The organism is Acidocella sp., assembly GCF_027352905.1.
GTDB lineage: Bacteria > Pseudomonadota > Alphaproteobacteria > Acetobacterales > Acetobacteraceae > Acidocella.
The window spans coordinates 45896-59661 of the sequence record NZ_DAIEIF010000037.1; the positions used below are offsets into that span (position 1 = coordinate 45896).

The following is a 13766-nucleotide window of genomic DNA, read 5'->3' on the forward strand; positions in this document are numbered from 1 at the left end:
TCAGATCCCTTAAATGGCGATGGAGGATGGCGTTTCAAAGCGCCGGAAATGGCTGAGCAGATCCTCGCCCAGCCGCTCACTGGCGACGAGCCGGAAACGCGGCGCCTCCGCCAGCGCGGCGAGGCCGAAGCCCTGGGCGGCGGGGTAACCGTCGCCGCCAATGACGCAAGGGGCGTGGAACCAGGCGAGCCGGTCCACCAGCCCGGCCCGCAGCAGGCCCGCCGCCAGCGTGCCGCCGCCCTCCGCCAGCACGCGCGTGAGGCCGTGCGCGGCCAGCGCGCGCATCCCCGCCGCCAGATCCACCCCGGCGCGATCCGCGGGGAGTTCGATCAGCCGCGCTCCCGCCCCGGCCAGCGCCTTGGCCCGCAGCCGGTCCGCCCCGTCACGGTGGAGAATCCAGAGGGGGTCGCGCCCGGCACTCCGCACCAGCTGAGAGAGGAGCGGCGTGCGCAGATGGCTGTCCACAACCACCCGCACCAGCGGCGCGGCGCGAAACCCCTCGATCCGGCAGGTGAGTTCCGGGTCGTCGGCCAACACCGTGCCCACCCCGGCCAGCACCGCGTCGTGCCGCCCGCGCAGCCGGTGCGCGGCCAGCCGGGCACGCCCTCCGGTGATCCATTTCGATTCGCCGGCGGCGGTAGCGATGCGCCCATCCAGAGAGGTGGCGAGCTTCAGCCGCACCAAGGGCCGCCCGGCGCGCTGCACCAGGGCGAAGCCGGAGATCACCGCCTCGCATTCCGCCCTCAGCACGCCCGCGCTCACTTCCACCCCGGCGGCTTCCAGCCGGGCGAGCCCAGCCCCGTTCACGCGGGGATGCGGGTCCCGCGCCCCGATAACGGCGCGGCGAATGCCCGCTTCGATCAATCTTTCAGTGCAAGGCCCGGTTTTTCCGGTAAAATTGCACGGCTCCAGCGTGATGTAAGCCGTGCCGCCACGCGCCCGCTCTCCCGCCATGGCCAGGGCGGCGGCCTCCGCGTGCGGCCGCCCGCCCGGCGCGGTAAAGCCGCGCCCCACCACCATTCCATGATTGACGATCACGCAGCCGACGGAGGGGTTCGGCGCCGTCTGCCCCAGCCCCCTGCGGGCCAGGGCCAGGGCGGCGCGCATATGCGTCTCATCGCTCATTCGCCGGAGGGGTCCGGCCGGGCGAGCGGCGCGCCCTCCATGTCGCCTAAAAATGTTTTGAAATCATCGGCTTCTCTGAAGTCTCGGTATACCGATGCGAAGCGGACATAGGCCACCGCGTCGATCTCTTTCAGCGCCTCCATCACCGCCGCGCCAATCGCGGTGCTGCTCACCTCGCCCTCTCCGCTCGCCTCCAGCTTGCGGACGATCCCGTTGACGATCCGCTCCTGCCGTTCCTCATCCACCGGGCGCTTGTTGAGCGCGACACGGATGGAGCGCGCCAGCTTGTCCCGGTCGAAGGCGACGCGGCGGCTGTCGGATTTCACTACCGTCAATTCCCGCAACTGCACCCGCTCGACAGTGGTGAAGCGCTGCCCGCAGCCGGCGCAGAAGCGGCGGCGGCGGATGGCGGCGCCATCCTCCGTTGGCCGGCTATCCTTCACCTGGGTATCGGCGGCTCCGCAATAGGGGCAACGCATCCGCTCTCCGCATTACCTGTAAATGGGGAAACGGGCGCAGAGCGCCTTGACCCGCCCCCCTACCGCCGCCTCGGCGGCGGCGTTGGTCCCGTCATTGGAGCGGGCGAGGCCATCCAGCACCTCGCCGATCATCCGCCCCACCTCCTTGAACTCGTCAATGCCGAAACCGCGGGTGGTGGCGGCGGGCGTGCCGAGGCGAATGCCGGAGGTGATGGCGGGCTTGGCGGGGTCGAAGGGAATGGCGTTTTTATTGGCGGTGATATGGGCGCGCTCGAGCGACGCCTCCGCCGCCTTGCCGGTGGTGTTCTTGGGCCGCAGATCCACGAGCATGAGATGGCAATCCGTGCCGCCGGTGACGATGGCAAGCCCCTCCGCCGCCAGCGCCGCCGCCAGTGCCCGGGCATTGGCGAGGACGGCCTTTTGATAGGCGGTGAAATCCGGGGTCAGCGCCTCGCCAAAAGCCACCGCCTTGGCGGCGATGACATGCATCAGCGGCCCGCCCTGCAGGCCGGGGAAGACCGCTGAGTTGATCTTCTTGGCGATCTGCTCGTCATTGCACAGCACCATGCCGCCGCGCGGGCCGCGCAGCGTTTTGTGGGTGGTGGTGGTGACGACATGGGCGTGCGGCAGCGGCGTGGGGAAAATCCCCGCCGCCACCAGCCCGGCGAAATGGGCCATGTCCACCATGAAATACGCTCCCACCTCATCCGCCACCGCGCGGATGCGGGGAAAATCTATGGTGCGGGGATAGGCGGAGCCGCCGGCGATGATGAGTTTGGGCGTATGCTCGCGCGCCAGCCGCTCCAGCTCCTCGTAATCGAGCAAGCCATCCTCCCGCCGCACGCCATATTGCACGGCGTTGAACCATTTGCCGGAGAGGTTGGGGGCGGCGCCATGGGTGAGATGCCCGCCCGCCGCGAGCGACATGCCGAGAATGGTGTCGCCGGGCTGGAGCAGGGCCAGCAGCACCGCCTGGTTGGCCTGGCTGCCGGAATTGGGCTGGACATTGGCGAAGCCGCAATCAAACAGCTTGCAGGCGCGGCTGATGGCGAGGCTCTCCGCCTCGTCGGAGGGGCCGCAGCCGCCATAATAGCGTTTGCCGGGATACCCCTCCGCGTATTTATTGGTGAAAACCGAGCCCTGGGCGGCGAGGACGGCGGCGGAGACGATATTCTCGGAGGCGATCAGCTCGATGCCGTCCTGCTCGCGCGCCAATTCGCGGCCGATGATGGCGGCGAGTTCCGGGTCCACCTCCGTCAGAGGCGCGGTGAAAAAGCGGTGCAAACGCGGGGCGAGGGTTTGGTCGTTCATGGCGCAGGCTCCGTGATCCGGGTGAGCTTGGCGAGGCGGCGCTCATGCCGCCCGCCCTCGAAAGGGGTGGCGAGAAAGGCGCGCAGAATGTCGAGGGCCACCTCCTCACCGATGATGCGCGCGCCCAGCGCCAGCACGTTGGCGTTGTTATGGGCGCGGGTGAGGCGAGCGGTGGTGACATCATGCGCCAGCCCGCAGCGTATGGCGGGGTGGCGGTTGGCGGCGATGGACATGCCTATGCCCGTGCCACAGACTAGAATGCCGAAATCCGCGCGGTTTTCCGCCACCGCGGCGCAGACCGCCTGGGCGTAATCCGGGTAATCGACACTGGCCGGACCGTCCGTGCCGTAATCCTGCACCTCATGCCCGGCCTCCACCAGCGCGGCCGCCAGCCGGGTTTTCAGCGCCACACCGCCATGGTCGGCGCCCAGGGCGAGAATCAGGGAACGGGAGGTCATGCCGGTTCTGTATCATGGCCGGGCCGGGCATGAAACCATGCCTTGCGGCATTGCTGGACCTGGAGACACTCCCCCCGTCGCGCCGGCGGTTGGTTTGGGCTAGAAGCGCGCCATGCTGACCCCGAATTTTCCCCGCACGCGGCTGCGCCGCAACCGTTTCGACGAGGCGACGCGCCGGCTGGTGGCCGAGCACAAGCTCGCCACGGATGACCTCATCTGGCCGATCTTCATCCGCGAGGGCGGCGGCCCGCCAGCGGAAATCGCGGCGATGCCGGGCGTGTACCGGTTCGGCCTCGAGGATCTCCCCCGGCATGTGGAGGAGGCGGCGCGGCTCGGTATCCCCGCCATCGCGCTCTTTCCCGTGACGCCGGCCGAGCGCAAGGACGCCGAAGGCGCCGAGGCGCTGAACCCGGAAAATCTCATCTGCCGCGCGGCGAGGCGGCTCAAGGCGGCGTTTCCGCAAATCGCCCTGGTGGGGGATGTGGCGCTAGACCCCTATACCGATCATGGCCATGACGGGGTGGTGCGCGACGGTTACGTGGCGAATGACGAGAGCGTGGCGGTGCTCTGCCGCCAGGCGGTGAACCAGGCGGAGGCGGGCATCGACATCATCGCTCCCTCCGACATGATGGATGGCCGCGTCGGCGCCTTGCGCGAGGCGCTGGATGCGGAAGGGCTCATCCATACCCGCATCATGAGCTACGCGGCCAAATACGCCTCGGCCTTTTACGGCCCGTTCCGCGAGGCTATCGGCAGCCAGGTCGCGCTGAAGGGCGACAAGAAGACCTATCAGATGAACCCGGCCAATTCCGACGAGGCGCTACGCGAGGTGGCGATGGATATCGCCGAGGGCGCGGATATGGTGATGGTCAAGCCCGGCCTGCCCTATCTCGACATCATCCGCCGGGTGAAGGACGGATTCGGGCTGCCGGTCTTCGCCTATCAGGTCTCGGGGGAATACGCCATGATCGAGGCCGCCGCGCGCAATGGCTGGCTCGACCACGACAAGGCGATGATGGAGGCGCTGCTCTGCTTCAAGCGGGCGGGCTGCTCCGGTATTCTCACCTATCACGCCGTGCAGGCGGCGCGGCTTCTGCGCCAGGGCTGAGCGTTACACCCTGCCGGTAAGGGCGGCGCGCACTATGGCGAGCCGGTCCAGCGTGCCGCGCGGGCGGGGCGCGGGATGGCGCAGATCCCGCCTCACCAGCGCGGCGGGAGCCCAGGCGGCGAAGGCGGCGCGCGGCGGCCGCGCCGCTAGCAGCGCCAGCGCCTCCTCTTTCAAAACCGCCGCGGGGGTGCCATCCGCCGGCAGCAGGGAGCGCCCCTGCCGGGCGAGGAAGGGCGCCGCCCGCAATATCCCGGCAATCGCGTAGGCGGTGCCCAAATCCTCGATGGCGGCGCTATCCTCGCCGAGAATTTTCCCGGCGGCCCGCGCCAGCCGCCCGCCCGTGCTCCGCGCATAGGCGAGAAAGGCGGCAAGATCGGCCGGGCTGTCCTCCGCCTCCGCCGCGCGCGCGCCGACCAGCGCCAGCAAATCCTCGCGGGGCAGATCCCCCGCCGCCAGGGCCGCCGAAAGCGGCGTGGCTAATTCATGCGGCTTTTCAATCCCTTCCACCACCTCTCGCCACCATTGCAGACGAATCAGCGCCAGCACCGGGTTGCTCGCCACCTCCCGTGCCCGGGCGAGTTCATGATTGAAAAGATACAGCAAAGCGAGTCCTCCCCGCCGTGCGGGCGGGGCGAACAGCGTGGCGAAATACCGGTCCGGATCGGCCCGGCTCAGGCGACGCAAAAGCGCCGCGTCGCTTGACGCAAGCATGAACACTCCATAGCTAATCGTCGCGGCGAAACAATTGGAGAGTTAAACATGGCGTTCGAACTGCCTCCCCTCCCTTACTCCACCTCCGCTCTGGCCAGCGCGGGCATGTGCCAGGAAACGCTGGAACTTCACCACGGCAAACATCACCAAGCCTATGTGACCGCGCTTAACGGCTTCGTCGAAAAAAACCCCGAGCTTCAGGGCAAGTCGCTCGAGGAAATCGTTAAATCCACCTATAACAAGGCGGATATGGCACCGGTTTTCAATAATGCCGGCCAGCATTGGAACCATATCCTGTTCTGGCAGCATCTTTCCCCCACCGGCGGCAAAATTCCTGGCAAGCTGGAGAAGAAGATCAAGGAAGACCTCGGCTCCGTCGACGCCTTCAAAGAGGCGTTCAAGGCGGCGGCGATCGGCCAGTTCGGCTCCGGCTGGGCTTGGCTGGTGCTAGCGCCGGACGGGAAGCTGAAGATCACCAAGACCCCGAACGGCTCCAACCCGCTCGCCACCGGCGAGGGAGAGGTGCTGCTGGCCCTCGATGTGTGGGAGCACAGTTATTATCTGGATTTCCGCAATCGCCGCCCGGATTACATCACCAATTTCTTGGAAAAGCTGGCAAATTACGAATTCGCCGAATCCCGGCTCTAACCTCTATTTCCCGCGTCCCGCCTTGGGTTGGACGCGGGCCCCTGGCGGGCCCCGCCTCGCATGCCAGCCTCCCCGAGAGGCCGGACCAGCCAATCACGCAACCAAAACAAGCGCCAGATTCGTTATACCCGCATGGGCATCAGCACATAAATGGCTGAGCTGTCATTCTGGTCTCGCACGAGAGTCGGCGCGGCACCATCGGCGAAGGCAAATTCCACTTTTCCTTTGATCTGCTCGGTCACGTCCGAGAGATAGCGCGCCTGGAACCCGATTTCCAATGGTCCGGCCTGATATTCGACCAGATCGCCTCCCAGCTCTTCAGAGGCGGAACCTTGCTCGGCCGAGGCGGCGGAGATCACCAGCAGCTCTTTGGCCAAAGATAATTTCACCGGGCGGTTGCGCTCCGCCGAGATCGCCGAAACCCGCCCCACCGCGTCGTTGAAATCCTTTTTCTCAACGCGCAAGATTTTGTCGTTTCCGCGCGGGATGACCCGGTCGTAATCCGGAAAGGTCCCGTCAATCAGCTTGCTGGTCAGCCGTAGCCCGCCCAGGGTGAAGCGAATGCGCGTCTCGGAGAGCGCCACCTCCACCTCGCCGCTCGCCTCATCCAGAAGCTTGCGCAATTCCGTCACCGTCTTGCGCGGCACGATGATGCCCGGCATGCCCGCCGCCCCCTCCGGCAGGGCTTCCTCCACCCGGGCCAGACGGTGGCCATCCGTCGCCACGGCGCGCAGCGCCGGTCCATCCTCGCCCTCGGCGGCGTGGAGATAGATGCCGTTGAGATAATAACGGGTCTCCTCGGTGGAGATGGCGAAGCGCGTACGGTCGATCAACCCGCGCAGTTCCGCGGCGGGCAGGATGAAATGATGGGTGAGCTTGCCGGCGTCCAGCTTGGGAAAATCGTCCACCGGCAGCGCGACCAGATGCGTCGTGTAGCGCCCGGCCCGCAAGGTCAGCTGGGCCTCGCCCCCGCCATGGTCGAGTTCGATTATCGCGTTATCCGGCTGGCGGCGGACGATCTCATAAAGAGTGGCCGCCGGGGCGGTGATCGCGCCGTCGCGGATGGTCTCGGCGGGCACCTCCTCGACCAGGCCGATCTCGAGATCGGTCGCGGCGATGGTCAGGCGGCCCTCCCGCACGGAAAGCAGAACATTGGCGAGAATGGGAATGGTGTTGCGCTTTTCCACCACGTTCTGCACATGGGCAAGAGATTTCATCAGCGTGGCGCGATCGGCCTTGAACTTCATGACACCCTTCCAGACACTACCGAATCCCTGAATTTTTTGGACCGATTCGGGTTCCAGACTAGCAAGGGGACCATCCGGTGGAAAGCCGCGACCGAGCGAAACCGGCCTTCAAGTTTCAAGCATGCGCCGCAGCAGCTCGATATCCTCGGCAAAGGCGGCATCCCGCTCCGCCAGCTCGGTCACGCGGGCGACGGCATGCATGACCGTGGTGTGGTCACGGTTGCCGAAATGGCGGCCGATATCCGGTAGGCTCTTGGAGGTGAGCTGTTTGGCCAGATACATCGCCACCTGACGGGGGCGCGCCACATTCTGCGCCCGCCGGGCAGAGGACATCTCCGCCAGGCGAATGTTGTAATGCTCGCAGACCCGCTTTTGAATTTCTTGGATCGAGATCTTGCGGTCATGCGCCTTCAATACGTCGTGAAGAACCTCGTGCGCGGTATCCAGCGTCACCTGCCGGCTGAAAAGATTGGCATGTGCCACCAGCCGGTTGAGCGCGCCTTCCAGCTCCCGGTTATTGCTGGTGATCTTGCGCGCCAGGAATTCCAGCACCTTGGCGGGAACCTCCACCCCGGCGCGCTGCGCCTTGGCCTCGAGGATGGAATAACGCAGCTCGAAAGTGGTGGCATGGAGATCGGCGACCATGCCGCAGCCCAGCCGGGTCCGCAGCCGGTCCTCCAGGCCCGAGAGATCGGAGGGGGATTTATCGGCGGAGATGACGATCTGCTTGCCCGCGTCGACTAGCGCATTGAAGGTATGGAAGAATTCTTCCTGGGTATTGTCCTTGCCGATGAGGAATTGCAGATCGTCGATCATCAGCACATCGACGCTGCGCAGCTCGTTCTTGAATTCGAGGGTGGATTGCGACCGCAGGGCGCTGATAAAACGGTACATGAACCGCTCGGCCGACATATAGGCAACCGAGACGGCGCGGCCGCCGCCAGGCCGGGCCGCCAGCTCCCAGGCGATGGCATGCATCAGATGAGTCTTGCCCAGCCCGACGCCGCCATAGAGAAACAGCGGGTTGAACCCGGGGGTGGCTGGAGCCTCGGCCACCCGGCGGGCGCAGGCATAGGCGAATTCGTTGGGCTTGCCGACCACGAAGGTCTCGAAGGTAAAGCGCTGGTCGAGGGCGGAAACCGGCTCCTGCCGTTTGGGCGTGGCGGCAAGGGCGGGCTGGGCCGGCTCGGCGAGGTCCGGCGCGGCCGGACGGGCGGAGGGGGCGCCGGCGCGGAACTCCACTCGCTTCACGGCCGGGTTCACCTGCCGCCAGAACTCGGCGATCAACTCGCCATATTCCTTGTTCACCCAGTCACGCAAAAAGCGGGTGGGCAGCATGACCACCGCCTCATCTCCCGCCAGCCCGGCGAAGCTCACCTGTTTCAGCCAAGTGCGGTATTCGACCTCGCCGACCTCGGCGAGTAGGCAGGCCCGCACCCGGGCCCACTGCTCGGCGAGCCGTGTCTCATTCTGCCAGGACACCGCCAGGGATGCGCCGTTGCTCTTGTCCGAAGACCCGATCTCCAGATTCATACCCATGCCGATTCGCTTACCTGTCAAATGTCATGTCTTGCCGCCCCTGAATACAACCTCTAATTGAGATGTCTTCAAAAAATGAGACGGAGCGGAAACCGTAATTGAGGCTCGAAGACTACCTTCAAACAGAGGCTGGGGCAAGCAGAGTGAGTCTGTGCCGGCACGGCCAATCCACTGACCCTCTTTTTTTTTCCTATAAAATCAATACTTTATTTTATGCTAAATTGTTTGTCGGCAGAATCCCGCTCTTTTGGAACAAACATCTGTCCCCTCAAACAGAAAAACCATCACCTCGTTGTAATACAACAAGATGACGGCGAGATAGGCTGTCTTAGAAAAAAAACTCGACGGCCGGCGCAGCGCTACCTTAGGGTGTGGCGGCGATAGCTTTCACCCGCGCAGAAAGCCGGGACAGCTTCCTGGAAACGGTATTGGCTTTGAGCACACCCTTGCTGGCGGCGCGCTGCATCTCGGGTTGTGCAGCGCAAAAAGCGGATTGCGCGGCCTCTTTATCTCCCGCGGCTACCGCCTCCTCAACCTTCCGGATAAAACTATGAACGCGGGATTTGCGCGCCTTGTTGCGCGCCGTGCGTTTCAATGTCTGGCGGATGCGTTTCTGAGCAGATGCGATATTAGCCATGATATCCGAATAAATGATAGTGAGCGCGCCCTCTATCGCGGCCTTTGCCTCGCGTCAAGCGGTGAGGCCTCGCCGCCACGGGTGGGAGGCATGCGCCGCGGCCGCTTATTCCTGGATGACCCATGCCTTGCGCATGGGTGAGAGCACTTCCCAAGTACCCGTGAAGCCAGGTTCGATGACGAAGCGGTCCCCCGGCCCCGCCTCGATCCTGCGGCCGTCATCGACTTCGATGACGCAGGCGCCGGAGAGCATTTCGATATACTCCCATTCCGTATAAGAAATGCGCCATTTGCCCGGGCTCGCCTCCCATTCGCCGGCGGCGAGGCGGCGGGCGGCGTTCTCGTACAAGACGAAGGTGCGGGTTTTCGGAGAGCCGCTGACCAGCCGGTCCGCCGCAACATCTTCCCATTCCGCTATGCCGGGGCGCGGTAAGAGGGAAAGCCGGCTCATTGCGCCGGGCCGCCCAGAGCGTTAGCCCCGGGAAGAGAGGTGGGGGTAGCGCCGCCGGGGGCGGCGGGCGGCGCGGGAAGCGGGGTCGCCTGAACCGCTCCGCCGCCGGCGCTGGCCGCTCCAGCCCCAGCCGCGCCGGCATTGGTCCAGGAGAGCCAGTTCGGCAGATTATGCTGGATTTGATATTGCAACTGCACATTCATCTGGGTCATCAGCGTCTGGGTGAGGTTATAGAGCGCGGCGCGCAGCGCATCCTTGTCGCCGGCATCCGGGGCGGTCTGGCTGGCGGTCACGCTGGCCTCGGTAAAGCCGGTGGCGCGCCCGTCCGCGCTGGCGAGGTTGATATCCACGACCATCGCCCCGGTCAGGTTGCCATTGACCTTATCAACATAGGCGGTCTGCACCGTCACCGTCGCCGTGCCGGGCTGGCCCGCGGGCTGCAGCCGCTGGCGCAGCATCGTCAGCAGCGTCTCCGCCGGAGGGGCGGGGTCCAGCCCCGCCATCTCGGCCTGGGAGGGGGTCGGCACATAGTGATCCGTGACGTTCACCTGACTCACCTTGAGCAGGATCGGCGGAAGATAAGAATAATTCAAGGGCTGAAAGGTCTGCGCGGGCGGGGTCGAGCCGCAGGCGGAGAGCGCCAGCAAAGGCAGAGCAAAGACGAGATTTCTTGGTTTCATGTCAGGCTCCTGCCTCGGTCGGGTTGGGCCGCCCGGTCACGTCGTCACGGGCGAACCGGAAATCGAAATTGCAGAATTCACAGGTCATCACGATCTCTCCCTCCACCGCCATATGGTCGAGATCATCCGGGGGGAAACCCTCCAATATGCCACCCAGGCGCTGGCGCGAGCAACGGCAGCCAAAGCTCAGCGCCCGGGGACGCGCCGCCGCCACCCCCTCGCCATGGAACAGGCGGTAGAGCAGCCGCTCGGGCGGCAAGGCATCGTCCAGCAACTCCGCCCGGCTCAAGGTCGCGGCCAACATGCAGGCGGTGCGCCAGGCCTCCTCCTGCCCGGCCTCGGAAAGCTCCGGCGCCACCCCGCCTGCGCCCGCCACCCGCTCCAGCAGCAGGGCGGAGGCGCGCCAGCCCGCGGAGGTTTCCTCCGCCGCGAGAAAAACGCGGGCCGGCATTTGCTCAGAGGTGGCAAAATAAAACTCGGCGATTTCCGCCAGGGTTTCCCCCTCGATGGCGACGATGCCCTGACTGGGCTCCCGCTCCAGACCCTGATCGACGGTAAAGGCGATGAAACCCTTCCCCAGCATCTGGCGCGCGGTTGCGTTTTCCGGGATCTCCGCGTCCCCGGCCACTCTTGCATAGCCGCGCAGCGCCCCGGCCTCGGTGCAATCGGTCAGCAGCGTCGGCACGGGGCCGTCGCCGCGAATTTGGACCGAGAAAGAGCCTTTGAATTTCAGCGCGGTGGAAAGTCCGGCCGTCAGCGCCAGCGCCTCGCCCAGCAAACGGCGCACCGGCGGCGGATGCTCCTCGTGACGGGAAAGCAAGGTGGCGGCGAGCGGCCCGAGCCGCACCAGCCGTCCCCGCACCGGGCGGTCGGGCAGGTAGAAAGGCGTCACGCCGCGCGGCACGGAAAGGTCGGGCACTCGCGGCCGGTTGGAATCGAGAAAAGCCGGCAACTCTGTCATGGTGACTCTCAGATAAGCATGTTTTGCCGCCGTTGCCATAAGCGTTCCGGCGGTCTAGCGGTTTTCCATGCCGCAAACCTCCGCCCGCGCCGCTTTGTCCGATTCCACCGCCGATCTCAGCGCTCATCTGCGCCGGTTCTCCCGCGCCAGCGTGCTGGTGGTCGGGGACGCGATGCTCGACCGTTATGTCTATGGCGAGGTTTCGCGCGTCAGCCCGGAGGCGCCGGTGCCCATCGTCACCGTCACCCGCGAGGTGGCGATGCCGGGCGGTGCCGGCAATGTCGTGCGCAACCTCACCGCGCTGGGCGCCTCGGCCGCCTTCGTCTCGGTGGTGGGAGATGATCAGGCCGGGTCCGACCTCACCGGCCTCATCGGCGGGCAGGCGCGGGTCGAGCCCTGGCTCCTCGTGCAGAACGGCCGTACCACCACGCTGAAAACCCGCTATATCTCCCAAGGCCAGCACCTTATCCGCGCCGACCGGGAGGAAACCCTCTCTCTACCGGAGAAGCTTGGCGAGCGCCTTATCCGCATCGCCTTGGACGCGATGGCCGCCACCACCGTCACCGTGCTCTCCGACTACCGCAAAGGCCTGCTCAGCGAGCATGTTTGCGCGGCGCTGATCGCGGGGGCGCGCCAGCTTGGCCGCCGCCTGGTCGTGGACCCCAAGGGGCGCGATTATACCCGTTATCACGGCGCGGATCTCGTCACGCCCAACCGGCGCGAACTCGCGGAGGCCACCGGCCTGCCGGTGGAGACGGAGGCGGAGATCACCGTGGCCGCGCGCGCTCTGCTCGCCCAGCATGAATTTGGCGCGGTGCTGGTCACCCGCTCCGAGGATGGGATGACCCTCGTCACGCCGGGGGATGTACGGCATTACCCTGGCGAGGCGCGGGAGGTGTACGATGTCTCCGGGGCGGGAGACACGGTGGTGGCAACCCTGGCCGCCGCCCTCGCCGCCGAGACGCCGCTCCCCGAGGCCGCCCGCCTCGCCAACATCGCGGCGGGTATCGTCGTCGGCAAGGTGGGCACCGCCGTGGCCCGCCCGGCGGAAATCCTGGATGCCATCGCCCCCGCCACCGGGGCTTTGCGCAAGGTCGTCTCCCCCGCCGCCGCCGCCGAGGCCGCCGAGCGCTGGCGTCTGCGCGGCTACCGCGTGGGCTTCACCAATGGCTGTTTCGACCTGCTGCACCCAGGCCACGTGCATTTGCTGGAGCAATGCCGCGCCTTGTGCGACCGGCTGATCGTCGGCATCAATTCAGATGCCTCGGTGAAGCGGCTGAAAGGCCCTTCCCGCCCGGCCCAGGGCGAGGCCGCGCGCGCCGCCGTGCTCGCCTCCCTCGCCTCGGTGGATCTCGTCTGCCTGTTCGAGGAGGATACGCCGCTCGATCTGATCCGGCTCATCCGTCCGGACGTGCTGATCAAAGGCGCGGATTACACGCGCGAGACAGTGGTGGGCGCGGATCTGGTGGAAGGCTGGGGCGGCACGGTGGCGCTGGCGGAGCTGTTGCCGGGCCATTCCACCACCGCCACGCTGGCGCGGCTGCGGGGATGAGCGCCTTCCTGCCGATTGGTCCCGAAGTGGATGGCTGGCCCCGGCCCCCGCCCTCACGCCAAAAATTCCAGGGGGGCCGCGTGGTGCTGGAGCCGCTCGCGCGCCGCCACGCTGCTGAGCTGTTTGCCGCGCAAGGCGAGGATGATGCGGGTTTCACCTATCTCTCCTTTGGCCCCTGGCGGAGCGTGGCTGAGGTGGAGGTTTTCATCGCCGAACATTACGCCGACCCGGCCACCGCCTTCTGGGCGGTGCGTCCGCTCGCCACAGGGCGGGCGAGCGGCTTTCTCTCGCTGCTGAACATCGAGCCGCGCCACGCCGCCATCGAGCTCGGCAATATCTGGTTCGGGCCGGAGTTGCGCCGCACCCGCGCCGCGACCGAGGCGATGTATCTGCTCCTGCGCCACGCCGCGGATGATCTCGGCTATCGCCGCCTCGTCTGGAAATGCAATGCGCTGAATGAGCCTTCCCGCCGCGCCGCGCAACGGCTCGGTTTCACCCATGAGGGCACACTGCGCGCGCATATGGTGGTGAAGGGCCGCTCCCGCGACACGGCGATGTTTTCCATCCTCGCCGGGGAATGGCCGCCCCGGCGCGACGCCATCCTCGCCTGGCTGGAAGAGACGAATTTCGACGCGGAGGGGAATTCGGTCAGACCTCTGGCTTCGTTTCGGCCAGGTTGAGGGCGGTGGTCAGACTGCCGCGCCTGACCGCTTGAGGCGCTGTCACCTCACGAAACCACTGTGAATGAAGCGGTTTCTATCGCTGCCGGGCGAACCTCAGCGCCATCGCCCACTCGCCGGAGGATAAGCCTGGCAGGGGATTTTGGCGCTGGTAGAGCAAAGGCATGACAGCCGCTGCCC

At 66.1% G+C, this 13766-nt stretch carries 15 protein-coding genes; 4 read left to right on the forward strand and 11 right to left on the reverse strand.

Going from position 1 to position 13766, the window contains the following annotated elements; translation table 11 throughout:
- Positions 1-9: 9 nt before the first annotated feature.
- The 4 genes from ribD to rpiB are packed head-to-tail and all read right to left on the reverse strand — an operon-like array spanning position 10 to position 3373.
- Positions 10-1125, reverse strand: a complete 1116-nt coding sequence (ribD, locus tag M7H45_RS06725) for a bifunctional diaminohydroxyphosphoribosylaminopyrimidine deaminase/5-amino-6-(5-phosphoribosylamino)uracil reductase RibD (protein ID WP_298215493.1) — start codon at positions 1123-1125, stop codon at positions 10-12.
- On the reverse strand, positions 1122-1604 hold the full coding sequence (gene nrdR / locus M7H45_RS06730) for a transcriptional regulator NrdR (RefSeq protein WP_298215494.1): 483 nt from the start codon (positions 1602-1604) through the stop codon (positions 1122-1124). The genes ribD and nrdR overlap by 4 nt, the downstream gene beginning before the upstream one ends.
- 12 nt (positions 1605-1616) lie before the next feature.
- Positions 1617-2915 carry a serine hydroxymethyltransferase gene (gene glyA / locus M7H45_RS06735; protein WP_298215495.1) on the reverse strand — a complete coding sequence of 433 codons (1299 nt, stop codon included), beginning with the start codon at positions 2913-2915 and terminating at the stop codon, positions 1617-1619.
- Entirely contained in the window at positions 2912-3373 is a 462-nt protein-coding gene (gene rpiB, locus M7H45_RS06740; protein ID WP_298215497.1) for a ribose 5-phosphate isomerase B, read from the reverse strand. The genes glyA and rpiB overlap by 4 nt, the downstream gene beginning before the upstream one ends.
- Positions 3374-3485: 112 nt before the next feature.
- Between rpiB and hemB the strand changes: the two genes are divergently transcribed.
- Complete coding sequence (gene hemB, locus M7H45_RS06745) at positions 3486-4481, forward strand: porphobilinogen synthase (protein ID WP_298215499.1); 996 nt, start codon at positions 3486-3488, stop codon at positions 4479-4481.
- Positions 4482-4484: 3 nt separating this feature from the next.
- On the opposite strand, the gene M7H45_RS06750 is transcribed toward hemB, so the two are convergent.
- Entirely contained in the window at positions 4485-5192 is a 708-nt protein-coding gene (locus M7H45_RS06750; protein WP_298215500.1) for a squalene/phytoene synthase family protein, read from the reverse strand.
- 48 nt (positions 5193-5240) lie between these two features.
- Between M7H45_RS06750 and M7H45_RS06755 the strand changes: the two genes are divergently transcribed.
- On the forward strand, positions 5241-5840 hold the full coding sequence (locus M7H45_RS06755; protein ID WP_298215502.1) for a superoxide dismutase: 600 nt from the start codon (positions 5241-5243) through the stop codon (positions 5838-5840).
- 122 nt (positions 5841-5962) lie between these two features.
- Here the strand turns inward: M7H45_RS06755 and dnaN are convergent, their stop codons facing one another.
- The 6 genes from dnaN to M7H45_RS06785 form a co-directional block, all read right to left on the reverse strand.
- Positions 5963-7087 (reverse strand): DNA polymerase III subunit beta, encoded by a 1125-nt coding sequence (dnaN, locus tag M7H45_RS06760; RefSeq protein WP_298215504.1) that lies wholly within the window; start codon positions 7085-7087, stop codon positions 5963-5965.
- 108 nt (positions 7088-7195) lie between these two features.
- Entirely contained in the window at positions 7196-8614 is a 1419-nt protein-coding gene (dnaA, locus tag M7H45_RS06765; protein ID WP_408832617.1) for a chromosomal replication initiator protein DnaA, read from the reverse strand.
- A gap of 376 nt (positions 8615-8990) precedes the next feature.
- The gene (rpsT, locus tag M7H45_RS06770) at positions 8991-9263 is read right to left on the reverse strand and encodes a 30S ribosomal protein S20 (protein WP_298215505.1); all 273 of its coding nucleotides are present in this window, start codon (positions 9261-9263) and stop codon (positions 8991-8993) included.
- Positions 9264-9368: 105 nt separating this feature from the next.
- Positions 9369-9713: a cupin domain-containing protein gene (locus M7H45_RS06775; protein ID WP_298215506.1), complete on the reverse strand. Its 345-nt coding sequence runs from the start codon at positions 9711-9713 to the stop codon at positions 9369-9371.
- Positions 9710-10393: a hypothetical protein gene (locus M7H45_RS06780; RefSeq protein ID WP_298215507.1), complete on the reverse strand. Its 684-nt coding sequence runs from the start codon at positions 10391-10393 to the stop codon at positions 9710-9712. The genes M7H45_RS06775 and M7H45_RS06780 overlap by 4 nt, the downstream gene beginning before the upstream one ends.
- A 1-nt stretch (position 10394) precedes the next feature.
- Entirely contained in the window at positions 10395-11354 is a 960-nt protein-coding gene (locus M7H45_RS06785; protein WP_298215508.1) for an Hsp33 family molecular chaperone HslO, read from the reverse strand.
- A 67-nt stretch (positions 11355-11421) separates the two neighbouring features.
- Between M7H45_RS06785 and rfaE1 the strand changes: the two genes are divergently transcribed.
- Complete coding sequence (gene rfaE1 / locus M7H45_RS06790) at positions 11422-12906, forward strand: D-glycero-beta-D-manno-heptose-7-phosphate kinase (protein ID WP_298215509.1); 1485 nt, start codon at positions 11422-11424, stop codon at positions 12904-12906.
- Positions 12903-13586 (forward strand): GNAT family N-acetyltransferase, encoded by a 684-nt coding sequence (locus tag M7H45_RS06795; protein WP_298215510.1) that lies wholly within the window; start codon positions 12903-12905, stop codon positions 13584-13586. The genes rfaE1 and M7H45_RS06795 overlap by 4 nt, the downstream gene beginning before the upstream one ends.
- Positions 13587-13766 lie beyond the last annotated feature (180 nt).